This is a genomic window from Bradyrhizobium sp. 157 (genome assembly GCF_023073815.1).
Classification (GTDB): Bacteria; Pseudomonadota; Alphaproteobacteria; order Rhizobiales; family Xanthobacteraceae; genus Bradyrhizobium.
The window spans coordinates 128,311-154,972 of the sequence record NZ_JADPKF010000033.1 but is presented as its reverse complement, the minus strand read 5'-3'; the positions used below and the strand labels follow the sequence as shown (position 1 = coordinate 154,972).

Genomic DNA, 26,662 nt, shown 5'->3' with positions numbered 1-26,662 from the left:
CAGGCATCCGCTATGCTCGTCACACCTTGAAGACGTGCGGCCTGAACAGCCGGCCTTTCTCCACCACCAGCACCACCGCGAGCGCGGCCAGCGTGCAGAGCAGGAACCCGGTCGCGAACGGCACCAGCGTGCCGTCGTAGTCCTGGCCGATGGTGGCACCGATGCCGATGCCGAGCAGGGTGGTGATCGAGCCGTACAGCGACGCAGCGGTGCCGGCGATATGGCCCTGCGGCTCCATGGCGAGCGCGGTGAAATTGGCGATCATCAATCCGAACGCAAACATCATCGATATCGAGAGCACCATGAACAGCAGCAGCGGCAGCATCTGCATTTTCGCCGCCACCAGCATGGTTGCGGCGATGACCACGAAGCCGATCAGCGCGGTGTGGGAGATCACGCGCATACCGAGGCGGCCGACAAGGCGGGAATTGACGAAGCCGGCGATGGCGGTTCCGACCGCGACGCCGGCAAACGCAACCGGAAAATAGTGCCCGAGCTGGTAGATGCCGGTGAATACCTGCTGCGAAATGAACACGAACGCGAACAGCGAACCCAATACGCCGCCGGCGACCAGCGCATAACCCAGCGTCTGGCGGTTGGTCACGGTCTGGCGGAACGCATCAAACACCTCGCCGACGGCGAGCGACCTTCGCCTTTCAACCGGCAGCGTCTCCGGCATGCGCAGCGCGCTCCAGATCAGCGCCACCACGCCGTACAGCATCAGCACGATGAAGATGCCGCGCCATTGCGTCAGCAGCAGCACGGCTTGGCCGAAGGCCGGGGCGACCACGGGCACCGCAATGAACACCATCATCGCCAGCGACATTACGCTCGCCATGCGCCGGCCGGCATAGCAGTCGCGCACGATCGATGTCGCGATCACGCGGGTTGCCGAGGTGCAGAGGCCTTGCAGTGCGCGAGCCAGCAGCAGCGTTTCGAAAGAGGGGGCGGCAATCGCGAGCAGGCTGGCGATGCAATAGACGACCATGCCACCGAGCAGGATCGGCCGCCGGCCGAACCGGTCGGACAAGGGGCCCATGACGAACTGCCCGACGCCGAAGCCGACCAGGAAGATTGACAGCACCATCTGCGGCCGGTTGGCCGAGGTGATGTGGAAGGCGGACGCGATATCCGGCAGCGCCGGCAGCATCATGTCCATCGCAAGCGGATTCAGCGCCATGATCGACGCGATCACGATCACGAATTCGGGGAAGCCCATCGGGCGATGGCCTGAAGCGGCCAAGGCATCGGCACTGGTATTGGACAACGAAAAACCCTCTTGCGGGCCGCAATCTATTCATAGTGCTGCGGCGCACAATCTGCGTTTTGGTATAGCAGCCCGGCAGCATCGGAGCCGATAGGCACGCCCTGCTCACACAGGCGGCAAACGCGTTCCGCTGCCGGCCAAAGTCATTGTTCTGGTGGGCCGCTTGTTCTATCCCGTACCGGCTGGAAACGACAGCCGCGAACCGCGTTCGAACGGAGACCTTGTGTCAGGACAAACCTTGAAGATCGGCACGCGCAAGAGCGCGATGGCGCTGGCGCAGACGGAAGCGATCGCGCGGCTGCTGCGCGCGGCCGATCCCGCGCTCGAAGTCGAGATCGTCAAGTTCGAAACCCGCGGCGACCAGGACCAGACCAGCAAGCTGCTGCGCCACGGCGGCAAGGGCGGCGCCTTCGTCGCCGAAATTCGCGAGGCGATGCGCGGCGGAGAATTACAGGCGGCGATGCATTCGCTCAAGGACGTTCCCGGAAACGAGGAAACGCCGGGTCTGATCATCGCCGCGACCCTGCCGCGCGATCCGGCCAACGACGCGTTGGTGCTGCGTCCGGGGCTTTCGCTGGAGGATTTTCGAGCATCGACAGGTAAGGGTTTCAAGATCGGCACCAATGCGGTGCGCCGCGCCGCCTATCTGCGCCGGCTGTTCCCCGAGGCCACCGTCATTCACTTCCGCGGCGCCGCCGATACGCGCGTCGCAAAACTCGATCGCGGCGACAAGCAGCGGCTTCCCGGTGGCGGCGAGGTGGGACCTGCGGATGCGCTGGTGATGGCGAGGTCGGGGCTGGAGCGCATCGGAATGGCGTCGCGCATCGTGCATGACTTTTCGGTCCGGGAAATGCTGCCCGCGGTAGGGCAGGGCATCGTTGCGGTGGAATGCGTCGAGAAGGACTGGGTCACGCGCGGGCGGCTAGCGAAGATCGAGGACGCCTCGTCGCGGCTCTGCGCCGAGGCCGAGCGCGAGGTGCTGTGGGTGCTGAACGGCCATTGCAACTCGCCGATCGCCGGCCACGCCACGCTTGTGGGTAGGGAGATGACGCTGACGGCAGCCGTGCTCGACGAAGCCGGCGACCGTTTCATTGAGGTGTCACGGCAAGGAGCCGCCGACCGCCCCCGCGAGCTCGGCCGCGCTGTCGGCCTCGACCTGCTCCATAAGGGTGCCGCCGAGATCATCGCGCGCACACGGCCGCAGGAGGATTCGCTGCTTTCGTGAGTGGATCGATATCACGCCCAACGTCATTGCGAGCGCAGCGAAGCAATCCATCTATCCCAGGGCCGAAATGTGGATTGCTTCGCTGCGCTCGCAATGACGTGGATAGGCCGCGGCTGTATCCCGGATGCGAGGAGGCGCAATGACGGGGTGAGTGTCATAGCCATAGAATCTTCTTGCGGTATTCCAGATCAGTCAGCAGCGGCTGCGCCGGGCCCTGGTGGAACACCGCGCCGCGTTCCAGCGCAAAGACGCGGTCGGCGAGCGCCAGCACGAGATCGAGATTGTGTTCGACGATCACGATGGAGATGTGTTGCCGCAGCCGGTCGAACACCTTGAACAGGTCGAGGATCACGGCCGGTGCGAGGCCCTCGAAAGGTTCGTCGAGCAGCAACAGCTTGACATTACCCGACATCGCGCGCGCGACCGCGACCATCTGCTGCTCGACGCCGGAAAGGTAATCCGCCGCGACGTCCATGCGCTCGCGCAGGCGCGGGAAATAATCGAGGATCTGGGCTTCGTCCCACACCACGCCGTTGCTGCCGTCGGTCTTGCGCGCTAGACGGCCGAGCGACAGATTTTCCCGCACCGTCATCCCGGCGAACAGGCCGCGGCCCTGCGGCACATAGCCGATGCCGGCCCGCGCGATCTCGGGCGCAGGCAGGCGGGAGATATCCATGCCGGCATACTCAATCGTGCCCGACGACAGCGGCACGAGGCCCGCGAGCGTCTTCAAGAGCGTCGATTTGCCGGCGCCGTTGCGGCCGAGTAGCGCAACGATTTCGCCCTCGCGCACGTCCAGGGTGGCGTCGTGCAGGATGTGGCTCTTGCCGTAAAACGTGTTGACGCGTTCGAAGCGCAGAATCGGCGCTGCGCTCTCGCGGGCCTGCTCGCTCGCGATATGCTCGACCTCGGGCAGGCCGGTGCCGGTATAGATTTCCTGCACCTTGCGGTCGGCGCGCACGGCCTCGGGCGAGCCGGTCATCAGCACCTCGCCCTGGTTCATCACGGTGACGGTGCGGGAGAAGCCGAGCACGCGATCGATGTCATGCTCGACGATCAGAACCGGAATATTGCCGGCGATGTTTTTCACGAGGTTCGAGACGCGTTCGCGCTCGGCGGCAGCCAAGCCCGCTAGCGGCTCATCCAACAGCAGCACCTGCGGCTTGGAGCCGAGCGCGATGCCGAGATCCACCAGCCGCTGTCCGCCATAGGACAGTTCGCCGCCTTCGATGGCTTCGATGCCTTCGAGGCCGAGAAACTTGATCAGCTCCGCCGTCTCGGCGTGGATGTCCCTGTAATGGTCGATGTCGCGCCACAGGTCGAAACGCCCGGAGCTCTGCGCCTGCAATGACAAACGGAGATTTTCGTAGATCGACAGGCCCTTGAACAGGTTGGTGATCTGGAACGAGCGCGCCAAGCCCTGATGGCAGATCGCCTCCGACGGCACGCCCTGAATCTCGCGGCCGTTTAGCTTGATGGTGCCGCTGTCAGTCGGGTACAGGCCGGAGACAAGATTGAACAGCGTGGTTTTTCCCGCGCCGTTCGGCCCGATCAGCGCGTGGATTTCGCCGGCGCTAACTTGCAGGCTCGCATCGGTCACGGCGCGGATGCCGCCAAAGCTCTTCGACACGCCTTGCACGTCGAGCACGGTGCCGTCGAGCGCCTTCGGCCGCAGGAACGCCGGTAGCGGCAGGCCTTCGTAGATCTTGCGCCTGCTCATGGCGGCGGCTTCTTCCGGCGGCGGCCACCAGCGTTTTGACAGCGTCGCCCAGATGCCGACGAGGCCGCCCGGCGAATACAGCACGAAGGCGACGAAGACGAGACCGAACCAGAGCAACCAGTTCGGCGTCCAAATTGAAAACAATTCGCGGAACAGGATGAAGAACAGCGCGCCGATCGCCGGCCCCAGCATGCTGCGCATGCCGCCGATCACGACGATGGCGAGCAGTTCTCCGGAGAACGGCACCGAGACCGCTTCAGCGGAGACGAGATAATTCTGGAATCCGATCAGCCCGCCGGCAAAACCGGTGACGACCGCCGAGATCACGAAGACGCCGAGCTTGTAGCGCTCGACCGGATAGCCCTGGAACGTGGCGCGCAACTGGTTCTCGCGGATCGCCATCAGCACATGGCCGAACGGCGAGCGGACCAGGCGCAGTAAAAGATAAAGCACCCCGAGGCAGAGCACGGAGACGACGATGTAATAGTTGAGCGCGTCGTCGAGGCTGAAGGGGCCAAGGTTACCGCGCTTCAGGCCGCCGAGACCGTCCTCGCCGCCGGTTACCGCGGTCCAGCGGAACGCGATGGTGTAGGTCAGCGCCGACAGCGCAAGCGTCAGCAGCGAGAAATAGACGCCGCGCCGGCGCAGAATGACGAACCCGACGAAGGTTGCGATGACGGCGACGACGATTCCCGCGAGTAGCAGCGGCAGGACTATGTCATTGTTGAACCAGTTGCGCTGGATCAATCCCGCCGCATAGGCGCCAATGCCGAACCAGGCGCCGTGGCCGAACGAGACGAGGCCGGTATAGCCGATGCAGAGGTTGAGCCCCATGGCCGCAATGGCGAGCGCCACCACCATGGTGCCGGTGTTGAGCGACAGCCCCAGCAAATAGAGGCCGAACGGCAGCGCGACCACGGCGAGCGTGGCTAGCAGCAGCGGACGGAATTTGGCGGCAGGCGTGATCATTCGAACTTCTCGATGCGTTCGCCCAAGAGCCCGCGCGGCCGCACCATGAGCACCAGGAACATCAGCACATATATCGAGGCTTCACCGGCTGCCGGCGCGAAGTGGATGGTAATGCCGCGGACGACTCCAACCAGCAGGGCTGCGATTACCACGCCCCAAAAACTGCCGAGGCCGCCGATCACGACCACGACGAAGGCGACGGTGATGATCTCGGCGCCCATGGCGGGATGCACGATCGTGATCGGGGCAAAGAACGCGCCGCCGAGCGCGGCCATGCCGACGCCGAGCATGACGATCGCGGTCATGTAGGGCTGCAGACGGATACCGAGTGCGGCCACCATGTCGGGCCGCTGGATGCCGGCACGGACCACGCGCCCGAATGATGTCTTGTGCAGCAGCAGCCAGACGCCGAGCAGGACTGCGGCGACGACGGCGAGGATGAGCAAGCGATAGCGCGAGAACAGGAAGTCGCCGAGGAACACCGAGCCGCGAAGCGCCTGCGGGATTGCGGCCGATATCGGCGGCGCGCCCCAGATAATTCGGATCGCCTGTTCGGTCACCATGGCGAGGGCGAACGTCACGAGCAAGCTCAGGATCGGATCGGCGTCGTAGAAGCGTCGCAGGATGAAGCGCTCGAAGAGAATGCCGAGCAGCGCCACGGCGGCCGGCGACAGCACCACGGCCGAACCGAAGCCGAGATATTTCGTGATCTCGACGGAGATGTAGGCGCCCAGCGCATAGAACGCGCCGTGGGCGAGATTGACGATGCCGCCGACGCTGAAGATCAGCGATAGCCCAAGCGCAATCAGGAGGTAATAGCCTCCGAGCACCAGGCCATTCACCACCTGCTCAAGCAGAAATCCAAACTGCATCTGCGATCCGCGACTTTAAAACGCACCTTGAAAAAGAGACGGCGCCGGCTGTTGTCTGCCGGCGCCGTTAGCGCCAGTGTGGCCGACGCCCGTATCGGGCTTCTAAAGCGGGATGACTTATCCCGCTCTAGCCTTTTGTTTGGAGCATGATCTCCGCGCAAACGCGTTCCGCGTTTGTCGCGAGGGAAAACCGGTCTCCACTTTTCCGGATCAGGCTCTATGCCTTCATGTTGCAGGGATTTTGCGCCTTCGTCGGGTAGATCGTTTCAAGGTCGGCACCGGCCGCCGGCACGGCCTCGCCGAGCACCAGCATGTCCCACTTGTCCTTCATCTCGGCCTTCGGCTTCACGGTGAAGGGATAGGCCTCCTGCACGAGTTGATGATCCCAGGAGCGGAAATAGGCCTTGCGCGCCTTCATGATGTCGAACTGCGTCTGCTTCTCGAAATAGCCGATCAGCGCGTCGCTCTCGGTCGACTTGGTCTCGGTGATCGCCTGCGCGATCATTTTCAGCGTGATGTATTCGATCCAAGCATGGTTCTCCGGCGGCTTGCCGTACTTCTTGCTGAAGGCATCGACGAAGGTCTTGGACGCCGGATTGTCGAGCGTGTGATACCAGACCGTCGGCCAGGTGCCGCTTAGATTGCCTTCGCCCATCGCCCAGGCGTCGCCAGTGTTGAGGTTGAAGCCGACGAGCGGGTAGGGGAAGCCGAACTCGGCGTATTGCTTGACGAGGTTGGTGACCTGGTTGCCGGCGAGGTTGCAGCAGACGACATCGGGCTTGGCCTGCCGTACCTTGAGCAAATACGGGCTGAAGTCAGTAACGTCTGTTGCGATCAGCTCGTCGCCGATCAGGGTAGCGTCGTTGGCGCTGAAGAAGGTCTTCGCAGCCTTCAAGAGGTCGTGGCCGAAAATGTAGTCCGCCGTCAGTGTGACGAACTTCTTGCCCTTCACCATGCCCTTCTGCTTGAGCGCAGTGCCGACGGCATTGACCATCACGGTATTCGGGATGTCGCAGTGGAAGGAGTAGCGGTTGCAATCCTTGCCGCGCAGCGCGTCCGAGCGCGCGCCGGTCGAGAAGAACACCTTCTTGTTGCGTTCAGCGACCTGCATGATGGTCAGCGAGGAGGCGGACGAGATTTCGCCGAACAAGAGCACCGCGCCGTCCTGCTCGATCATGCGCTGCGCTTTGGTCGAGGCGGTGGAGGGATTCACCGAGTCTTCCGACATCAGGTCGATCTGTTTGCCCATGATGCCGCCGGACGCGTTGATCTCTTCCGCCGCCATCTTCACCCCTAACTGGGCGTAGCTGCCGATCGCGCCCAGGAAACCGGTCAGCGGCACCAGATGGCCGATTTTGATCCGCGCGGCCTGCGCGCGGACGATGGCCGGAAATCCGATGGCGGATACGCCGGCAAAAGCGGCGCCGGCCTTCAACAGAGTGCGTCGGCTAAAGCGGGTCATGACTGATCTCCTCCCGAGAGTTCGCCCTGACGTTCTCTCCTCCGATTCCCGCCTATGCGACAATGTGAGAGACGTTCTTTTATTATTGCAGGATATTTCCGGACACGGCGTCGGCTGTCAACGCCAAATGCGTTGCAGGCGCGCCGCAGCCCGCGCCGAGGCGATTCAGAGGGAGTGAAGTCAGGAAATCAGGAGGATTTGGCGAGATCGCGGGCGCCGAACTCGGCCGATAGCCGGTTGGCTGCGGCCTGCACCAGCTTGGCGCGGCTCTGCAGCGCCTGATCGGTCATGCGCCAGATCGGGCCGGAAATGCCGAGCGCGCCAATCACGTCGCCGGTGAAATGATAGACCGGGACCGCAACGCAGCGGACTTCTGCGTTGTATTCGCCATCATCGAATGCGATCGCGCTGCGGCGGATTTCGGCAATCTCGCGCATCAGCACGGCGGGATCGGTGATCGATTTTTTGGTCGATGGCTTCAGTTCGACGCGTTCGAGAAAGCGCTTCAACTGATCGGGGCGCAGCGAGGCCAGCATGATCTTGCCGAGCGCGGTACAATGTGCCGGGCGCACCACGCCGACGCGGTCGGTCAGTTGGAACGCGCCGGCCCCACTAGTGCGGGCGATAACCACCACAGAATCGCCCATGCGCACGGCAAAATGACCGCTCTCGCCAGTCTCTCGCGACAGGTCTTCCAGAATCGGCGTTGCGAGGTTGACCATCTCGATTTCGTCGAGCGCGCTGGCCGCGAGCGCAAATAGCGGCCGGCCGACGCGGTAGCGCTTTGAATCGCGCGCCTGCCTGAGATAGCCGAGCGAGACCAGGGTCTTGGCGAGGTGGAAGGTGGTGGAATTATGCAGGCCCACCAGCTTGCTGAGGTCGGCAAGGCCGATGCCTTCGCGGTGGCGCGCGACTTCTTCCAGGATCGAAAACGCGCGCCCGAGCGACTGCACGCCGCCGCGCGCGCGCTCCTCGGCCTCGTCATCGATGTTGGGCTCGCTCGATGGCACCAGCCTTGCGATCGAAACCTTGCGTGGACTTGCCGGCTTATCGCTCGGCTTCGGCTTGGTGCGCGGTTTCACGGAATCAGGTCTCCAGGATGGATGAGGCGAACTCTAGCAGGCCGGCCTTGCCCTTCAACAGCATCCGCCCCCAGTTGAGGCGTCAACCCGTAGCATACCACAATAGCAATTGACGTACAGTATTATGAGAAATAGGTTCGCGAGGCAGCCGACCGCGCGAAGCAAAGACGCGGAGGCGAATTCGTTGGGCTTAGGAAGAGAGTGGTCGATGTCGCGTAACATGCTCAACGGCGCCCAGGTCATCGTCGATTATCTGATCCAGGAGAAGGTGCCGCAGGTGTTCGGCCTGTGCGGGCACGGCAACATCCAGTTCATCGACGCGCTCTACGAGCGTTCCCACGACATCAAGACCATTTCGGTGCATCACGAGAGCGTCGCCGGCTTCATGGCCGACGTTTACTACCGCGTCTCGGGCCGGCCGACGGCGACCTTTACGTCCTGCGGGCCCGGCTCGGCGAACCTGCCGATCTCGCTAGCGAATGCCTTTCTCGATTCCGTGCCGTTCCTGGCGGTGACCGGCAATGTGCCGACCAGCCAGTTCAACCGTGGCGCCTTTCAGGAGATGTACCGGCATCATCAGGCGGATTTTCCCTCTACCGTGCGCACGATCTGCAAGAAGGTATTCCAGCCGACGCGCGGCGAGATGGTGCCGCTCGCGGTGCGGCAGGCCTGGAAGACGATGACCACGGGCCGGCCCGGTCCCGTGGTGCTCGACGTGCCCTTCGACGTCTTCATGGAATCGGCGGCCGAGGAGGCGCCGAACGCGATCGAGTGGAATGCCAATATATCGAGCCGCTGCGGCGCGGATCCTGAAGGCGTGGTGAAGGCAGTCGACATGCTGCTCGGCGCCGAGCGGCCGGCGATCATTGTCGGGCAGGGCGTGCGCTATGGCGGCGCCGCGCAGGAACTCTTGAAGTTAGCCGAGCGGCTGCAGATTCCGGTTGCGGCGTCGGCCAGTGGCCTCGGCGCGATCGATTGCAATCATCCGCTGGCGCTGGGGCTGGTCGCGCGCGCCGGGCACTACCAGGCCAACCACGCGACGCGGCAGGCCGACGTGCTGCTGGCGATGGGCATGCGCTTCGACGATCGCACCTCGAGCTCATGGATTCCGGGCTACTCCTTCACCATTCCGCCGACACGGCTGATCCATGTCGACATCGATCCCGAAGAGATCGGCCGCAACTATCCGGTCGCGCTCGGGCTAATGGCCGACGTGCGCACCTTCCTGCGGCAGGTCCATGCCGAGCTGGATCGCCGGGCCGATCTCTCGAAGAAAGCGGACGCCCGCCAAAGGTGGCTCTCGCAGATCGATGGCTACCGCAAGGAATGGGACAAGTTCGTCGCCCCCGGATTTTCCGACGACACCACCCCGATCAATCCGCAGCGCGCCGCGCTCGAGATCGACAAGGCGCTCCCCGACGATGCGATCCTCGTCAGCGATATCGGCGTGCATCACAATTGGCTGCTCGGCTTCTGCAAGCCTAGGCGGCCGGATTCGCTGATCGGCTCGACGGGATTTGGCCCGATGGGCTTTGGCGTCGCCGGCGTGATGGGCGCGAAGTTTGCCGCGCCCGACCGGCCCTGCGTGTCGGTGTGCGGCGACGGCGCGTTCTTCATGCACGCCAACGTGCTGGGCACGGCGGTGGAATATAATCTGCCCGTAGTTTGGGTGGTCTGGAACAATTACGCTTATGCCTCGATCCGCGGGCTGCAGCGCGGCTATCTCGGCGGCCGCGAGCTCGCGACCGATTTCCACGATCCCAGCACCGGCGAGCGCTACAATCCCGATTTTGCCGCGATGGCGCGCTCTTGCGGCGTTGAGGGCGTGCGCGTCGATCGCGCCGGCGATCTCGGCGAGGCCATCCGCAAGGGCATCGCGGCGAACAAGCCCTATCTGATCGACGTCGATATCGCCGCTGATATCAATCCGGTCGGCGCGGGGGTGTGGGAATTGCCCGGGCTCGGCCAGAGCAAGGCCGGCATCGGCACGCGTTTTCAACCCGCCTGATCTCACTTCGAGAAAATCCCATGCTGCTTGCAGGCAAGAAAGTCGTCGTCGTCGGAGGTTCCTCCGGCATCGGTCTGGCAACGGCGGAGATGGCGAAGCGCGAGGGCGCCGATGTCATCGTCGCATCCCGCAATGTCGAAAAGCTCGACAAGGTGGCGGAGAAGATGAACGCCATCGCGATTCCCGCCGACGTCACCAGCGATGACAGCGTTGCAAACTTGTTCCGCCGTTGCGGCCCCGTCGATCACGTCGTCGTTACGGCGGCGCAGCTTCGCACCGGCCCGTTCAAGACGGTGGCGATGGAAGATGTCCGCGCCACCATGGAAGGCAAGTTTTGGGGCGCGTGGCGGGTCGCGCGCGAGGCCGAAATCCGCGCCGGCGGGTCACTGACGCTGGTCTCGGGTTTTCTCAGCGTCCGTCCGCGGCCGAACTCGGCAATCGTCAGCGCCGCCAACGGCGCGCTGGAATCGCTGGCAAGGGCGCTTGCGCTTGAATTGGCGCCGGTGCGCGTCAACGCGGTGTCGCCGGGCGTCATCGACACGCCGATCCGCGCGGCAATGCCGGAAGAAGCGCGGCGCGACATGCTGGCGAAGACGGCGGCCGCGCTGCCGGTCGGCCGCGTCGGCGCGGCTGAGGACATCGCGCGGCAGATTCTCAGCTTCATGGCGAACGGGTTTGCGACTGGATCGATCGTCTATATCGACGGCGGGGCGCTCGTCATCTGACCAGCGGAGGAACCATCATGGCTTCGGAAAACAATGGCGCGTTCATCCGCAACATCGCCGAAGTGCCGTGGCGGGAGTTTCCCAATCATTTCGGCGGTGCACTGTCAAAACCGTTGGTGATGCCGGAGACCGCAAGCTCCCGCCATATCGACTATCGCATCTCGATGTACCAGCCGATGGCCCATGTCGCGCTCCACAAGCATCTTGTGCAGGAGCAGATCTATCACGTGCTCGAAGGCGAGGGGCTGATGGAGATCGCGGGAAAGAGTCACGTCGTGCGCAAGCACGACTTCATCTTCCTGCCGCCCGGCGTCGAACACGCGATCTCGAATTCCGGGCTGGTCGATCTGGTATTCCTGGTGATCACCTCGCCGGTGACGGATGAGGAGAGGCCGGTCTGAGCTGCGTTCCCCGGGCGCAGCGCAGCGCGTTAGCGGTGCGCTGCAGAACCGGGATCCCTGCGCTGCGGCAGTGGTCCCGGCTCTGCGGAGCAGCGTTACACGCTGCACCGCGTCCGGGACACGAAATTGTGTGCGGTCAATCTAAAATCTCACGTCGTAGACGCGTGAATGGCCGGCAATCACGCGGCCAAGTCCTGCAACAGCAGCGAGGAACCGCGAATCAGCACCTTGCGTCCCTTCGCGGTGATGGCAGGCGCATCGCCGTTCATCACGGCGAGTTCGAGCGCGATCAGGCCTTCGATCGTGTAGCGGCTCATGCGCGGCAGCTGTGATGCCGGGCTTCGCAATGTCTTCAACGTTTCCCACTGGGACGGCGTGAGCTCGTAGTCGAATTCTTCGTTCATGGTACCTCGGCTTCCCACAATCCTCGTGGCGCCTCATAGCGGGCGCACATGAAATTCGTGCGACCGCAACGAGTCGGGATTTCGACAAGCGACGGCGTTGCTGTCACATCATCGTGTCATTGGAATTGGTCGATGTTGTCGAATCACGCGGGTAGGCCAAAAACAAACTACGCCGGCGCAGGTCGCGTGAGCACGGGCGTCAAAAAGACCGCCCAATCGGCGCACTGTTAAGAGAAAGTTACTAACGAAAGGTAAACATGCGGGCGGGAGGAATACGTTGTTCCATGCTGTTGCGTGCGTCAACGTTAAGACCCTCATGGTGAGGAGGCGCCAACGGGTCCGCGCGAAGCGCGGCCCGATGACAGGCTCCGCGCCGTCTCGAACCATGTGGCCCGGCACGTGCCATTCATCCTTCGAGACGCCGCTGCGCGGCTCCTCAGGATGAGGTCTGATAGAAGCGAAAGCGCCACCAATTCTATCCCCGCCGCACGCTCGCGCCGCCGTCGACCGGCAATGTCACGCCGGTGATAAAACTCGCTTCATCTGACGCCAAAAATAGCGCGGCGTTGGCGACGTCCCAGCCCGTGCCCATCTTCTGGCGCAGCGGCACCTTGCTGTCGCGTTCGGCTTCGATCTCGGCGCGGCTCTTCTTGAATTCGCGGGCGCGGGTGTCGACCGCCATCGGCGTGTTCATCAACCCGGGCAGGATGACGTTGGCGCGGATGCCGTATTGCGCGTTCTGGTAGGCGAGTTGCTCGGTGAAGGCGATCATCGCCGACTTGGTCGCCTTGTAGGCCACGTAAGGATAGGTCGTGATTGCGGCCATCGAGGAGATGTTGATGATGGCGCCGCTTCTTTGCTGGCGCATGATCGGGATCACGTGCTTGGCCGCCCACACGCAGCTCTTCAGGTTGATCGCGACGCAGCGGTCGAATGCTTCCTCGGATATCTCGAGCAGTTCGGCGTCGCCACCAGCGAGGCTGACGCCGACATTGTTGTGCAGAACGTCAATGCGGCCCCAGCGAGCCTGCGCGTCCGCCACCATCGCCTTGAGCTCGGCATTCCTCGTGACATCTGCCTTGAACGCCGCCGCGAGGCCGCCGTTCGCGGCGATCATGTCGACCGTTTCTTGGGCCGAAGCCTGATTGTGATCGACGCACAGCACTTTTGCGCCTTCGCGCGCAAAAGTCAGCGCGGTGGCGCGGCCGTTGCCGATGCCTTCGCCGGGGCTCTGGCCGGCGCCGACGACGATGGCGACACGATCTTTCAGGCGCATCTCATTCCACTCCCGGGATCCGGTACTGTTCAAGTACCTCTTTGCTGCAGGATTTATTGTTTTCCCAATTGGCGATACCGGCTCGGGCTCACCTAGCCGTAGAGCGCTTTGTGCTCCTGCTCGTAGTTGGCGTAGGAATCCTTGATGCTCGCCATGTTCAACAGCATGGTGGCGACAGGCGTATCGTCCATTGCGAACACCGTCGTGCGCATCCACACGCTTTCAGTCCGCCGGCTGCCGCTGAGCGCGACGACCTCGCGCTCGGTGACGTAGCTCTCGCCGACGAAAAGCGGCCCTCGCAGCAGGCGAATCTCCTGATCTGCGAACAGGCCGACGGCGGGCCCGCGGACCGGCAGCCGGTCCTCGCGGGCACGGTATTGAAACAGCACGCTCAGCATTTCGAACGGAATGATGGCCCGACCCCAGGGATTGAGTTCCTGGGAATAATACGCCGATGATTCGGTGATAACCTTCAGCTTCTCGGCGAGCGAAAACGGATAGAGATCGCCCATGTGCTGGTCGAAATCCATTTTCACCGCCTGGCGCGGCGTCTTCATGCCGACCTTGACGTCGGCGAGGATGACGGGATCGGCGAGCGGCTTCAATTCGCCGAGCCGCCGAGAGAGCGCCGTTTCCACTATGTCGCCGATGGACGCGGTGCCGCGCAATATCTCGGTGCCGTCGCGCTTGGTCATGCCGATCGCGCTAGTCGTTTGCCCCGGCTTCGGCTTTTCGATGTTGGCCTGCACTTCCTCGCCTTCGAAGGCGGGGTTGCGGTAGTGCGCGGACAGGCATCCAGTCTCGAACCAGGCCTGGCCCCAGATGCGTTCGCACAGCGGCGCGAACTGGCTGAAATGGGTCGGACCCTCGATGGTACCGCCCTGGAAGCCGAGCTTCTGCGCGGTCGCATCGTCGTGGATCGAGGCGTGCGAATCATAGACCTGCGCGTGGAGCATCTGCCTGGGGCTCCGCCATGGCCCCACCAGCAGATTACCGCTCTCCAATATCTCGGTCCTGAAGGCCGGTTCTGTCATCGCTAGCGTCTCCCTTTACCCCCAAGCGTTTCAAAGAAGGCGGGCTCCCGCAAGAGGCCGGCCGATCCACACGACGGGCGAGATATGCCCTACGGCCATGAATTCACGCTGGGCACGCATAGCAAAATCGGTGCATGCTGTTCGCAATTAGACCGGTTCAAATAACCGGCGGAACGTGCGACGGGGAGCGGACGAATGGCGTTGATGGAAGTGGGTCTGGACGACAAGTACCGTCTGGATGCGAAGCGGATCTTTCTGTCCGGTACACAGGCGCTGGTCCGGTTGCCCATGTTGCAGCGCGAACGCGACCGCGCGGCGGGGCTCAACACCGCAGGCTTCATCTCCGGGTACCGCGGATCGCCGCTCGGCATGTATGATCATGCGTTGTGGCGCGCCAAATCTTTCCTCAAGCAACATGACATCGAGTTTTCACCGGGTCTCAACGAAGACCTGGCGGCTACCGCTGTGTGGGGAAGCCAGCAGGTCGGCATGTTCCCGGGCGCCAAGGTGGATGGCGTATTCGGCATCTGGTATGGCAAGGGTCCCGGCGTCGACCGCTCCGTCGATGCGCTGAAGCATGCCAACTCCGCCGGCACCTCGCCGAACGGCGGCGTGATTGCGCTGGCCGGCGACGACCATGGCTGCCAGTCGTCGACACTGGCGCACCAGAGCGAGCAGGTGTTCGCCGCGGCGCTGATGCCGGTAGTCAACCCGGCCACGCTGCAGGATTATCTCGATCTCGGCATTTTGGGCTTTGCGCTGTCGCGCTATTCAAGCTGCTGGGTCGGGTTCAAGGCGATTTCCGAGACGGTCGAAAGCTCGGCATCGATCGTCAGCGATCCAGATCGGATCAAGATCATCACGCCCGAAGATTTCGAGATGCCGCCGGGCGGACTTTCGATCCGATGGCCCGATGCGCCGATGGAGCAGGAGCGGCGGCTGCACGGTCCGAAGATGCAGGCGGTCGCGGCGTTCGCGCGTATCAATCGCTTCGACCGCATCATGCTCGATTCAAAGCCGGCGCGGCTCGGCATTATGGCGACCGGCAAGGCCTATCTCGATCTGCGGCAGGCGCTGGCCGATCTCGGCATATCAGATGCGGAAGCGCAGGCGCTGGGCTTGCGCATCTACAAAGTCGCGCTGACCTGGCCGCTGGAGGAATCCGGCGCGCGCGCATTCGCGGAAGGTTTGCAGGACGTGCTCGTCGTCGAAGAGAAGCGCGGCTTCATCGAGGATCAACTCTTGCGCATTCTCTATAATGTCGATGCGTCAAGGCGGCCCTCGGTGGTCGGCAAGCGGGACGAGAGCGGCGCGCCACTGCTGCCGAGCGAAGGCGAATTGACGCCCACCATGGTGGCGGCCGCCGTCGTTGCGCGGCTGCGCAGACTCGGTCACCGCAGCCCGGCGCTGGAGCAGCGTCTCGCAAAACTCGAGGCCTTCGACCGGCCGGCGGACGGCGTCGGCGCGGCAAAGCTGCAGCGCACGCCGTATTTCTGCTCGGGCTGTCCGCACAACACCTCGACCAAGATTCCCGACGGCAGCCGCGCAATGGCCGGCATCGGCTGTCACGGCATGGCGCTGTCGGTGCCGAACCGCCGCACGCAAACGATTTCGCATATGGGCGCGGAGGGCGTCACCTGGATCGGGCAAGCGCCGTTCACCGATGAGCCGCACGTGTTCCAGAATCTCGGCGATGGCACTTACACCCATTCCGGCCTGCTGGCGGTCCGCGCGGCGGCGGCAGCCGGCGTCAATATCACCTACAAGATCCTTTATAATGACGCGGTGGCGATGACCGGCGGCCAGCCGGCCGAGGGCGGCCTGACCGTGTCGCAGATCGCGCACCAGGTTTCGGCCGAAGGCGCCAGGCGCCTCGCCATCGTCTCTGACGATCCCGACAAATATCCGTCGAATTATTTCCCTGATGGAGCGACCGTTCATCACCGCCGTGAACTCGATGCGGTGCAGAAAGAGCTGCGTGAGGTCAAGGGCCTCACCGTCCTGATCTACGACCAGACCTGTGCCGCGGAAAAGCGCCGCCGCCGCAAGCGCGGGCTCTATCCGGATCCGCCGAAGCGCGTCTTCATCAACGAGCGCGTCTGCGAAGGCTGCGGCGACTGCTCCTCCGTTTCTAACTGCGTCTCGGTGCAGCCGCTGGAGACCGAGTTCGGCCGCAAGCGGCGGATCGACCAGTCGAACTGCAACAAGGACTTTTCCTGCATCGAGGGCTTTTGCCCGAGCTTTGTCACGGTGCATGGCGGACGCTTGCGGAAAGCCGACCGCGCGGCGGCTGATCCCTCGGCGCTGTTTGCCGATCTGCCGACGCCCGCCACACCGACGCTCGATGGCGCCTACAACATCCTCGTCACCGGCATCGGCGGCACCGGCGTCATCACCATCGGCGCGCTGCTCGGCATGGCTGCCCATGTCGAGGGCAGGGCGTGCTCGACGCTCGACTTCACGGGACTGTCGCAGAAGAACGGCGCTGTGATGAGCCACGTCCGCATCGCGCCGCAGGCTGACGATCTCGCAACCGTCCGCATCGCCCCCGGCGGCGCCAATCTCATCCTCGGCTGCGACATCGTGGTCGCCACCAGCATCCCCGCGCTGAGCCGGGCCGAGCGCGGCGTGACGCGGGCGATCGTCAATGCCGACCTGTTGCCGACCGCGAGCTTCGTCATCAATCCCGATATCGATTTCGAGGCGGGGACGATGCGGGAGGCGCTCAACGAGGCCGTCAGCGCCTTCGACCTCGACATTCTCGATGCCACCGGGCTTGCCACCGCGTTGATGGGCGACAGCATCGCCACCAACGCCTTCATGCTCGGTTTTGCGTTCCAGCGCGGGGCGATCCCGCTGTCGCTGGAAGCGATCATGAAGGCGATCGATCTCAACGGCGCGGCGATCGAGATGAACAAGCTCGCGTTCTCCTGGGGCCGGCTCGCCGCGCACGATCTGCAGCGCGTCGTCAGCGCCGCGCGCTTCAAGAGCTCGGGCGCGGCACCGGTCCGGCGGACGCTCGACGAAAGCATCGCCTTCCGCGCAAAATTCCTGACCGATTACCAGGATGAGGCTTATTCCAAGCGCTACCTCGCCGACGTCGAGCGCGTTCGGTCAGCGGAAGCCAAGGCGGCGCCGGGCTCGCATGAACTGACTGAGGCTTTCGCCAAGGGCCTATTCAAGCTGATGGCCTACAAGGACGAATATGAAGTCGCCCGGCTCTATTCCGACGGCGAGTTCGCAAAAGCGTTGAAGGAGCAATTCGACGGCGAAGAGGGTGTCAAGGTCAGCCTCGCGCCGCCGCTGCTGGCCAGGCGCGACAAGGTGACCGGACACTTGCGCAAGCGCGAGTTCGGCCCGTGGATTTTCCGCGCCTTCGATATTCTCACCCGGCTCAAGTTCCTGCGCGGCACCGCGTTCGATCCGTTCGGCTATACGGCCGAGCGGCGGATGGAGCGGGCTTTGCCGGGAGAATATTCTGCGATGGTCTTCCGCCATCTCGACCGGGCCAAGCCGCATGACTGGCGACGTCTGGTGGAGTTGGCGAAATCAGCGGAACTCGTTCGCGGCTATGGCCACGTCAAGGAAATCAATGTCGCGAAATACCGTGCGGAGTGCACGCGGTTGGAAGCGGCGATCGGCCAGCCGGTGGCGCAGGCCGCGGAGTAGAAGTTGTTCACCCGGCGCGTGAACTTTTTCACAGCCGGAATCCTCACGCGTAACCCTGAGGGCGGAACCGGCTGGAATTGTCCTGCCGGCTTCCTACATGATGGCTATTCTTCAGTCTTTGGTTGATTTCAGGAGGCCAGCGATGGTCCTGAAGAGAGCTATTGCCGCAGCACTTTGCACGGTATTCCTGATCTCAGGCAGCGCCGCGCTGGCGGATCAGTACCGTGCAGGCGAGATCCTCGGTCTGGATCTCCCCCATGCTCTGCTTTCGCCGAAGCGGCTCGGCCCAGAGACGCAGTTCGCCCCGGTCCGGATCGAGGCCAGAACCGATGCCCGGCCAGTGAAGACGCAACGCGTGGTCGTACCCAAAGCTGCCGAGCGCAAGACGCGCGTCGTGCAGGAGCGCTTGCAGAAGCCGCGCGCTGCGGCCCGCAGCACCAAGCAGGCGCGCCGCCATACCAATCCGCTCGACGCCCAGGCCCGCGACACGCGGATCCAGACCTGGCCGTGCAAGTCCGGCGGCATCTGCGACTGGCAGCGGTAGTTCATTTGTAGGATGGGTGGAGCGAAGCGATACCCATCACGTCTCCACGTTGGGATTGATGGGTTTCGCTTCGCTCTACCCATCCTACGAGTCGGCGTCATCCACCTGTCGTAAAAGCTTCAGCCGCGAGTCAAACTCAACAGGCACACCTTCGTCGTGATTCGACGAGGGTGCTTCGATGCCGATTGCGATACGCGCCGCTCAAAGTTTGAGCCGGCGTCAATTGTTGGTCCGCTCCGCCGCAACATTTGCCGTCGCCGGTCTCGGCAGCCTCGCCAGACCCTATCTCAGCCGCGCCGCGGATCGGCCGCTCATCACCAGCGGCATTCAATCGGGCGACGTCTCGGCCAATTCCGCCGTGATCTGGGCGCGCGCCGACCGCGCGGCGCGGATGCAAGTCGAATGTTCGGCCAGCGAAGACTTCAAGACCATCATTGGCACGGCTTCGGCCGATGCGTTGCCGGACGCCGATTTCACTTCGAAAGTTCTGCTCGACGGATTGCCGCCGGGGCAGGATATTTTCTATCGCGTGCGATTTGAAAGCGAGCCGGGGATCGCTGGCGAGGCGCAGGTCGGGCATTTTCGTACCGCGCCCACCACACGGGGCAACGTATCATTCGCCTGGTCGGGCGATACCACGGGGCAGGGCTGGGGCATCGACGAAAGCCGCGGCGGCATGCGGACTTACGGCACCATGCTCGACAACCGTCCGGACTTCTTCATCCATTGCGGCGACCACATCTATGCGGACTGCCCGGTGGAGCGGGAACTGAAGCTGCCCGATGGCGGGGTCTGGCGAAACCTCGTCACCGAGGAAAAGTCCGTCGTCGCCCAAACCCTCGCGCAGTTCCGCGGCAACTACAAATACAACTGGCTCGACCAAAACTTTCGCGCGTTCCATGCCGCCGTGCCCTTGTTCGCGCAATGGGACGATCACGAGGTGACGAACGACTGGGCTCCGATCGCCCCGGCCGACGCGAGCGGCTATGCGGAGGTCGGCACCTCGCATCTGGTGACGCGGGCGCGCCGCGCGTTCCATGAATTCATGCCGATGCGCGCGACGCCCGCGCAGGACGGCCGCATCTATCGCAAGATCGCTTACGGCCCGCTGCTCGATGTCTTCATGATCGACATGCGCAGCTACCGCGATTCCACTTTGAACAGGCGCGACGACCACAGCGACACCTGCATTCTCGGCGCGACGCAACTGGCCTGGTTGAAGCGCGAGCTGGTGGCTTCCGACGCCACCTGGAAGGTGATCGCGGCCGACATGCCGATCGGCTTGATCAGCGAAGATGCCATTGCGCTTGGCGATGGGCCACCGGAGCGGCGCGAGCACGAGATCGCCGATCTGTTGTCGTTCATGAAGCGCGCTGGCATCCGCAACACAGTCTGGCTGACCGCCGACATGCACTACACAGCCGCGCATCACTACGATCCGAACCGCGCGATTTATCAGGACTTTGAGCCGTTCTGGGAATTCGTCTCCGGCCCGCTGCATGCGGGCACCTGGGCGCCGGCCCCGCTCGACAATACGTTCGGCCCGAAAGCGATGTTCCAGAAGGGCTGCAGCGGCGAGAATCTCGCTCCCTGCTTCGGTATGCAGTTTTTTGGTCGCGTCGACATCGACGGCAAGACCGAAGTGATGACGGTGGCGTTAAAGGACGTCGACAATCGCGACCTGTGGTCGGTCGATATCGAGCCCCGTCCGGATGCACGGCCGGGCCAGATCATGGCGCAGCACATCTGAGCTGACTACAGCGGCTGGGCGCTTGGCTTCAGGGCGCCGCCACCAGATAGCCGACCATCACCATCAGCGTGGAAAGCGCGAAGACCGCGCCGAGCACGGCGGCGGCGATCGCGGGCAGTTGATGGGTTTCCAGCCATTGTCGCAACGCCCTTACCATCGCACCCCTGACCGATCCTGATTGCCCGCACCTTGCGTGCGCGCGATCTCAATAGCGGCCAATTTCGCTCAGTGAAATAGCCGGCTCATGCGCCTTTCGTCGCGCATCGGACCGCGCCCCTGTCAGAAGCGAGCACGCCAACCGCGGCCTTGCCGAAGGACAGGCGTTGTGCAAATCCCGGCGCCGAGCTGGCTTTGCGGGTTCATTTCTTTTCCGCTGGCCGGAATTCGGGTTTTCGCTACACACGGGCGCGGCTCCAGTCCATACTGGATCGCATCAAAGGGAGGTCTTTCAAATGCGTGAAGCTGTCATCGTTTCCTATGCACGTACGGGGTTGGCAAAGTCCGGCCGCGGCGGGTTCAATATCACCCCGCCGATGTCGCTGGCGGCCCACGCCATCAAGCACGCCGTGGAACGCGCCGGCGTCGAGAAGGAATATGTCGAGGACTGCTATCTCGGTAACTGCGCGCACGGTGCGCCCAATATCGGTCGCCAGGCTGCGTTGCTCGCGGGCCTGCCGAAGTCGACCGCCGGCGTCTCGGTGAACCGTTTCTGCTCGTCGGGCCTTCAGACCATCGCGATGGCCGCCAACTCGATCCGCTCTGACGGCGCCGATTGCATCGTGGCCGGCGGCGTCGAAAGCATCTCGATCCCCGGCGGCGGCTCGCCCAAGGAATCGATCGATCCGGACCTGCTCAAGGTCGCGCCCGACATCTTCATGGCGATGATCGACACCGCCGACATCGTTGCCGAGCGCTACAAGGTCAGCCGCGAATACCAGGACGAGTATTCGCTGGAGTCGCAGCGCCGCATGGCGGCCGCCCAGCAGGCCAACAAGTTCAAGGACGAAATCGTCCCGATGAAGACCAAGATGAAGGTCGTCGACAAGCAGACCAAGGCGGAGAGCATTGTCGACTACGTCGTCGACCGTGACGAATGCAACCGTCCCGACACGACGATGGAAGGTCTTGCCAAGCTCGAGCCGGTCAAGGGCCCGGGCAAATACGTCACCGCCGGCAACGCCAGCCAGCTCTCGGACGGCGCCGCCGCCGTGGTGCTGATGGAAGCCAAGGACGCCGAGAAACGCGGCCTCAATCCGATGGGCCGCTTCGTCGCCTGGGCCTCCGCGGGCTGCGAGCCGGACGAGATGGGCATCGGCCCGATCTACGCCGTGCCGAAGCTGTTGAAGCGCCATGGCCTGAAGATCGACGACATCGATCTCTGGGAGCTCAACGAGGCCTTCGCCAGCCAGTGCCTCTATTCGCGCGACAAGCTCGGTATCGATCCCGAGAAGTACAACGTCAACGGCGGCTCGATCGCGATCGGCCATCCCTTCGGCATGACCGGTGCGCGTCTCACCGGCCATATCCTGCAGGAAGGCCGCCGGCGCAAAGCCAAGTGGGGCGTCGTTACGATGTGCATCGGCGGTGGCCAGGGCGGCGCAGGCCTGTTCGAGATCTACAGCTAAGATCGTCGAACGTAGCGAACAGCAAGCAAAAGAGAATGGCCCCGCGAGGGGCCATTTTCCGTTCTTGACGTTCCGAACGAGCACGCGCTCGGACGCGATCCGGAAGCGACCGGGATCGCGTCAAGAACGGCTCAAACAAAACGGAGCCCGGCACTGAATTAATCAGAACCGGGCTCCAGCAATGCTACGTCAGTAACGATACTTCTTGATGACCACGGTCTTGTGGCGGTGACCGTGCCGATGCCCGCGATGCCAACCGCGGTCGCGCCGGAATTCGGCACGCGCACCGTGATGGTGGTGATGGTGACCCGTGTGGTAGCTACGCTTCTTGATCACGACGGTCTCGGCGCTTGCGATTGACGGAGCTGCGATGGCGAGTGCGCCGAGTGCCGCAATGATGTAGCCAAGTTTCTTCATCCAATCCTCCTCAATTGAGCGAAGATAAAACAAGAGATGATGAGGAACGTTCCGGCCGAATTGGAGGAGAATTCTGAACGCTGTTCAGATGCCGATGACGATCAGCGCGCTGAATGCTGATTGTCGGATCGATACCACCGCGCCCCGCACATCTCGGTTGTTGCAGCGCAAGCGCCGGAGCCTGCAAGCCGCACGCCCATCGCAAGATCGGCGAGGCGGTTATTGGTTTCTGCGTGGGCCGGCGCGACGCTGCTTGCGGAATGCCAACGCTCGGCGCATCATTCGCCTCCATAAAAAATCATCTCAGGGGGAACGTTGCCATGAGCGAGGTTTCACGCCGTCATTTTCTGAGTCTGACAGGCTCGGCCGCGGTCGCGGCTATATCGGGCCCTGCTGCCGCCGCGATGAGGCCGAACGACAAATTCGACCTCGTGATCAAGGGCGGTGACGTGCTCGACCCGAGCCAGTCACTCAGGGGCAAGCGCGACATCGGCATCCGCTGGGGCGTGATCGAGGCGGTCGAGAACGAGATACCGGCCGCGCGCGCCGCCAAGACCATCGATGCCTCAGGCAGACTGGTGACACCAGGCCTGATCGACCTGCATTCGCACGTCTACCCCTACGGTTCGGCGATCGGCATTCCCGCTGACGAACTGGTACAGGCGCAGGCCACCACCACGGTGGTGTCGGCAGGCGATGCCGGCGTCAACAACATCGCGGCGCTGCGCCGCTACATCGTGGCGCAATCGCGGGCGCGAATTTACGCCTTCGTCCATATCGCCAACAACGGCCTGTCCGGTTTCCCGGTCGCTGAGCTCTACAACATCGACTACGCGCAGGTAGAGGCGTGCGCGATGGCGCTGGCGGAAAATCCGGACTTCCTGCTCGGTGTGAAGGTCAGGATGTCCGAGAACGTCATCGCCAGGCATGGCCTCGAGCCGCTGAAGCGCAGCATAAAGGCCTGCGAAATGTGCGGCTGGCCGGCCAAGATGATGGTGCATATCGGCGGCGTCGAGACCAAGGAGCTGATGTCAGAGATTCTCGATCTGATGCGGCCGGGCGACGTGCTGACGCATGCCTATTCCGGCGCTCCGAACATCGGCGGCGTCTTCACCAATATCGTGCAGGACGGCAAGCTGTTGCCGGCGGCGCTATCAGCCAAGCAGCGCGGGGTGATGTTCGATGTCGGCCATGGCGGCGGCAGTTTTGACTTCACGGTGGCGGAGGTGGCGCTTCCGGGCGGCTGCACGCCCGATACGATCTCCTCCGATATCCACGTCTTCTCCGGCAATTCTCCGGGCATGCCTTACTTGCCGAACGTCATGAGCAAGTTCGTCACGCTCGGGCTTTCGCTGGAGCAGGTGGTGGCGGCGGCGACCATAACGCCGGCAAAAATCATCAACCGCGCGCCGAAAATCGGCACGCTGCAGATCGGCGCACCCGGCGACGTCGCGATCCTGGAACTCGTGGAGGGGCAGACCTCGTTCGTCGACACCCGCAACAACAAGCGCGAGGGCAAGCTGTTGCTCAAGCCGGTGCAGACCGTGATCAACGGCGTGCCGTTCGGCCGGCCCTACCAGGCGCCATTCGCGGTGCGGTAGCTCGGCCCATTCATCTTGATTGCCGCTGCGCGCGGATATCGCCGACGATGTCGGCAATGACGGCGCCCATCACCAGGGCGCCGCCGGCGAGGACCCGGAGTGTGGGCACCTCGCCAAATCCCACCCATATCCAGAACGGCATCAGCGGCGTCTCCAGCGTGGAGATCAGGGCCGCCTGGCCGGATGGCAGCAGGCGCGAGCCGAGGAAAAACAGTGTAAGGCCCAGGGCGACCTGAAAGCATCCGAACATCGCGAGGATGAACAGGTCGAACCCGGTTATCGCAGCTATTCCGTGGGCGAAGGGAATGCTGATAACGCTGCCCAGGATGTTCGACATCGCTGCAGCGGCGACCATCGACGTATTCTTGTGCCGCCGTACCATGACTGTCATCGCAGCGATCGCCAGCGCCATGAAGCAGGCGAGGGCGATACCGAGGATGTCGGAGTCGGCGCGCGCGTTACCGACGATGATCATGACGCCGCAGAGTGCCACGATGCCCGCCAGCATGGTTCGCGGTTGGGGGATTTCCCGCAGCCATATCCAGGCAAGCGCAGCTGCGAGGAAGGGGCCTGTCGCAATGATGATGGCTACATTGGATACATCCGTGAGCTGCAGCGAAGGGATGAAGGCAATCATCGCCAACGTCGAAAACGACGCGACAAGCCAGCCGTTCTTGTCGATCCTGGTCAGATCCCGCAGGCCGGCACGACCTTGCAACAGCACCATCAAGACCACGATCAGGCCGCCGCCGAACAATCCGCGCCAAAACAGGATGGTCCAGGAATCATAGGGAAGCAGCCGTGTGAAGAATGGCGCCGTGCTCCAGGCGATGGCGGCGGCGACCACGAGGGCAATGCCCAAGCGTTGCTGAGAACGCGCTTCCCCCATGGGCGGTCAACCCGGACCGAGTTTGGAGCCTCGGCCGAGCAGCTTGTCGACGAGGTGCGCAGGATCATCCGGGATCGTGTCGCCCCGCCAGGCCACGTGCTGATCGGTGCGCGCAAGGATGAGTTTGTGGCGGCCGGGCGGCGGCTCTTGGTCGGCGGGTACATCGACGATTTCAAACGGCACGCCATTGGCGCGCATCGCATCGGCCAAGCGCGCAACCGCAACGTCCGGATCGTAGCGCAAAAGTGTGTAGCCCGGACCCAACGCATCATAGACGGGCCGTCCGTCCGGCAGCTTCGCGAACGGAAGCCGGCACCCCGGCGTCGAGGACAGCGTGAAATCCGCCATCGTAAAACCCGGATGCTCCGCGCCGTCATAGGCGATGATCGGGGAGCGGTCGTAGAAATATCCGAAGTTGAGGCCGGCGCAGCAATATTGCTGCACGTTGAGGTCATAGGCCGCTTGCCCGACCTGCTTGCGGACGGCGTCGCCCTCAGGCCCCGGCTGCTCGATTTCATCGGGAACGATGCGGCGCTGGCTCAGCACCTTGCCCGCCATCTCCATCGCAAAGCGGGATACCTGCTCGGTGATGGGCAGGCGCTCGGCCTCGTAGGCATCGAGGATGGCGAGGTCGGCCCATCCTTGCAGATAGGCGGCAAGCAGCCACGTCAGGTTGGTGGCATCCGCAATCCCGGCATTCATGCCGTAGCCCGCATAGGGCATCCACAGATGGGCGGCGTCGCCGCAGATGAAGGCGCGGCCCTTGCGAAACCGGTCGGCGACGAGGCGACGGCCGACCCAGTCCTCCTTACTCAGAATCTCATACTCGAAATCGGGGCCGACGCCGAGAATGGCGCGGATCGAGGCGTCGCGATCGACGTTTTCGAAGGTCTCTTCTGCGCGATTGAGGTGATTGTGGATCAGCCATTTTTCCCGGCCGTCGATCGCGACCAGGGTGCCGCAGCGCCGCGGATTGAGCGACAGCGTCATCCAGGCGGGCCGGTCCATCAGGCCGAGCAGGGCGGGCGCGCGGATGTAGGTCGACTGCACGCGCTGGATGATCGGCGTTCCCTGCAGATTGGCGTCGATGCTCTTGCGAACCAGCGAACGCGCGCCGTCGCAGCCGACGATGAAGTCGGCATGGACCTGGAAGGCGGTCCCGGTGTCGAGGTTGCGGACGGTCGCAACGATGCCGTCATTGCGATCGCTGAAATCCTCGAATGCGGTGCGGTTGAAAATCCGAAGCCCCTCGATGCCAGCAGCGTGAGCGAACAGCACGGGTTCCATGTAGATCTGGTTGATGCGGTGCGGCGGCTCGGCGGTCGGCCAATCGGTATCCGGCCCGCCGGTGGCGGTATAGCGATCGCGTCGGCAGGGAATCAGAATGCGCGAGAGCTCGATGCCGGTTGCCGTGGTGCGGTAGGAGCAGTCGTTGGGGTAATCGGCCGGCAAGCCGGCATCGCGCAGCTTCTGCGCCAAGCCGAGCCTGCGGAAGATCTCCATCGATCGCGACGAGACGTGGTTGCATTTCACGCTCGGCGGCTCGCCGGCGGCGCGCGTTTCCACGACAGTGACGGATATTCCCCGCGATGCGAGGTCCATCGCCAAAGTGAGACCAACCGGACCGCCGCCGACCACGAGAACGCTGGTCTTCACCATGTCACCTGCCGCCTTGTCGCTTGCTGGGTTGGGACGATCATGCATTACTGGGCGCCACAGAGA

21 protein-coding genes are annotated in these 26,662 nt (G+C 63.4%); 9 read left to right on the top strand and 12 right to left on the bottom strand.

All coding sequences use genetic code 11. The features are described from left to right. Positions 1–19 precede the first annotated feature (19 nt). Positions 20–1,267: a multidrug effflux MFS transporter gene (locus tag IVA95_RS07915; protein ID WP_247509997.1), complete on the bottom strand. Its 1,248-nt coding sequence runs from the start codon at positions 1,265–1,267 to the stop codon at positions 20–22. 223 nt (positions 1,268–1,490) lie between these two features. On the opposite strand from IVA95_RS07915, the gene hemC reads away from it, so the two are divergent. Next, entirely contained in the window at positions 1,491–2,492 is a 1,002-nt protein-coding gene (hemC, locus tag IVA95_RS07910) for a hydroxymethylbilane synthase (RefSeq protein WP_346657988.1), read from the top strand. Between the two features lie 154 nt (positions 2,493–2,646). Here hemC and IVA95_RS07905 read toward each other — a convergent pair whose 3' ends face one another. From IVA95_RS07905 to IVA95_RS07890, 4 genes are all read right to left on the bottom strand, one after another. Further along, the gene (locus IVA95_RS07905) at positions 2,647–5,181 is read right to left on the bottom strand and encodes a branched-chain amino acid ABC transporter ATP-binding protein/permease (RefSeq protein WP_247509996.1); all 2,535 of its coding nucleotides are present in this window, start codon (positions 5,179–5,181) and stop codon (positions 2,647–2,649) included. Continuing rightward, complete coding sequence (locus IVA95_RS07900; protein ID WP_247509995.1) at positions 5,178–6,053, bottom strand: branched-chain amino acid ABC transporter permease; 876 nt, start codon at positions 6,051–6,053, stop codon at positions 5,178–5,180. The genes IVA95_RS07905 and IVA95_RS07900 overlap by 4 nt, the downstream gene beginning before the upstream one ends. 217 nt (positions 6,054–6,270) lie before the next feature. Continuing rightward, positions 6,271–7,515, bottom strand: a complete 1,245-nt coding sequence (locus IVA95_RS07895) for an ABC transporter substrate-binding protein (protein ID WP_247509993.1) — start codon at positions 7,513–7,515, stop codon at positions 6,271–6,273. 188 nt (positions 7,516–7,703) lie between these two features. Beyond that, positions 7,704–8,597 (bottom strand): IclR family transcriptional regulator, encoded by an 894-nt coding sequence (locus IVA95_RS07890; RefSeq protein ID WP_247509992.1) that lies wholly within the window; start codon positions 8,595–8,597, stop codon positions 7,704–7,706. A gap of 208 nt (positions 8,598–8,805) precedes the next feature. On the opposite strand from IVA95_RS07890, the gene IVA95_RS07885 reads away from it, so the two are divergent. Genes IVA95_RS07885 through IVA95_RS07875 form a run of 3 tightly spaced genes read left to right on the top strand, consistent with a single transcriptional unit; the run spans position 8,806 to position 11,731 of the window. Next, positions 8,806–10,605: a thiamine pyrophosphate-binding protein gene (locus IVA95_RS07885; protein ID WP_247509991.1), complete on the top strand. Its 1,800-nt coding sequence runs from the start codon at positions 8,806–8,808 to the stop codon at positions 10,603–10,605. Positions 10,606–10,625: 20 nt separating this feature from the next. Beyond that, a complete protein-coding gene (locus tag IVA95_RS07880; RefSeq protein WP_247509990.1) occupies positions 10,626–11,330 on the top strand; it encodes an SDR family oxidoreductase in 705 nt (234 codons plus the stop codon). A gap of 17 nt (positions 11,331–11,347) precedes the next feature. Further along, on the top strand, positions 11,348–11,731 hold the full coding sequence (locus IVA95_RS07875; RefSeq protein ID WP_247509989.1) for a cupin domain-containing protein: 384 nt from the start codon (positions 11,348–11,350) through the stop codon (positions 11,729–11,731). 179 nt (positions 11,732–11,910) lie between these two features. On the opposite strand, the gene IVA95_RS07870 is transcribed toward IVA95_RS07875, so the two are convergent. The 3 genes from IVA95_RS07870 to IVA95_RS07860 form a co-directional block, all read right to left on the bottom strand. After that, positions 11,911–12,135, bottom strand: coding sequence for a hypothetical protein (locus IVA95_RS07870; protein ID WP_247509988.1), 225 nt, complete (start codon positions 12,133–12,135; stop codon positions 11,911–11,913). 475 nt (positions 12,136–12,610) lie between these two features. Then, positions 12,611–13,411 carry an SDR family NAD(P)-dependent oxidoreductase gene (locus IVA95_RS07865; protein ID WP_247509987.1) on the bottom strand — a complete coding sequence of 267 codons (801 nt, stop codon included), beginning with the start codon at positions 13,409–13,411 and terminating at the stop codon, positions 12,611–12,613. A gap of 92 nt (positions 13,412–13,503) precedes the next feature. Next, on the bottom strand, positions 13,504–14,445 hold the full coding sequence (locus IVA95_RS07860; protein WP_247509986.1) for a hypothetical protein: 942 nt from the start codon (positions 14,443–14,445) through the stop codon (positions 13,504–13,506). A 195-nt stretch (positions 14,446–14,640) separates the two neighbouring features. On the opposite strand from IVA95_RS07860, the gene IVA95_RS07855 reads away from it, so the two are divergent. The 3 genes from IVA95_RS07855 (at position 14,641) to IVA95_RS07845 (ending at position 20,408) form a co-directional block, all read left to right on the top strand. Continuing rightward, positions 14,641–18,114 (top strand): indolepyruvate ferredoxin oxidoreductase family protein, encoded by a 3,474-nt coding sequence (locus IVA95_RS07855; protein ID WP_247509985.1) that lies wholly within the window; start codon positions 14,641–14,643, stop codon positions 18,112–18,114. A 142-nt stretch (positions 18,115–18,256) separates the two neighbouring features. Next, a complete protein-coding gene (locus IVA95_RS07850; RefSeq protein ID WP_247509984.1) occupies positions 18,257–18,658 on the top strand; it encodes a hypothetical protein in 402 nt (133 codons plus the stop codon). Between the two features lie 178 nt (positions 18,659–18,836). Then, complete coding sequence (locus tag IVA95_RS07845) at positions 18,837–20,408, top strand: alkaline phosphatase D family protein (protein ID WP_247509983.1); 1,572 nt, start codon at positions 18,837–18,839, stop codon at positions 20,406–20,408. A gap of 28 nt (positions 20,409–20,436) precedes the next feature. On the opposite strand, the gene IVA95_RS38740 is transcribed toward IVA95_RS07845, so the two are convergent. Then, positions 20,437–20,565 (bottom strand): hypothetical protein, encoded by a 129-nt coding sequence (locus IVA95_RS38740; protein ID WP_256470166.1) that lies wholly within the window; start codon positions 20,563–20,565, stop codon positions 20,437–20,439. A 295-nt stretch (positions 20,566–20,860) separates the two neighbouring features. Here IVA95_RS38740 and IVA95_RS07840 point away from each other — a divergent pair, with 295 nt between their 5' ends. Continuing rightward, a complete protein-coding gene (locus IVA95_RS07840; RefSeq protein ID WP_213251491.1) occupies positions 20,861–22,033 on the top strand; it encodes an acetyl-CoA C-acyltransferase in 1,173 nt (390 codons plus the stop codon). Positions 22,034–22,222: 189 nt separating this feature from the next. Here IVA95_RS07840 and IVA95_RS07835 read toward each other — a convergent pair whose 3' ends face one another. Next, positions 22,223–22,450 carry a hypothetical protein gene (locus tag IVA95_RS07835; RefSeq protein WP_247509982.1) on the bottom strand — a complete coding sequence of 76 codons (228 nt, stop codon included), beginning with the start codon at positions 22,448–22,450 and terminating at the stop codon, positions 22,223–22,225. 320 nt (positions 22,451–22,770) lie between these two features. Between IVA95_RS07835 and IVA95_RS07830 the strand changes: the two genes are divergently transcribed. Then, the gene (locus IVA95_RS07830) at positions 22,771–24,051 is read left to right on the top strand and encodes an amidohydrolase/deacetylase family metallohydrolase (protein ID WP_247509981.1); all 1,281 of its coding nucleotides are present in this window, start codon (positions 22,771–22,773) and stop codon (positions 24,049–24,051) included. A 10-nt stretch (positions 24,052–24,061) separates the two neighbouring features. Here the strand turns inward: IVA95_RS07830 and IVA95_RS07825 are convergent, their stop codons facing one another. Beyond that, positions 24,062–24,913: a DMT family transporter gene (locus tag IVA95_RS07825; RefSeq protein WP_247509980.1), complete on the bottom strand. Its 852-nt coding sequence runs from the start codon at positions 24,911–24,913 to the stop codon at positions 24,062–24,064. 33 nt (positions 24,914–24,946) lie between these two features. Then, positions 24,947–26,644 (bottom strand): FAD-dependent oxidoreductase, encoded by a 1,698-nt coding sequence (locus IVA95_RS07820; protein WP_247509979.1) that lies wholly within the window; start codon positions 26,642–26,644, stop codon positions 24,947–24,949. Between the last annotated feature and the right edge of the window lie 18 nt (positions 26,645–26,662).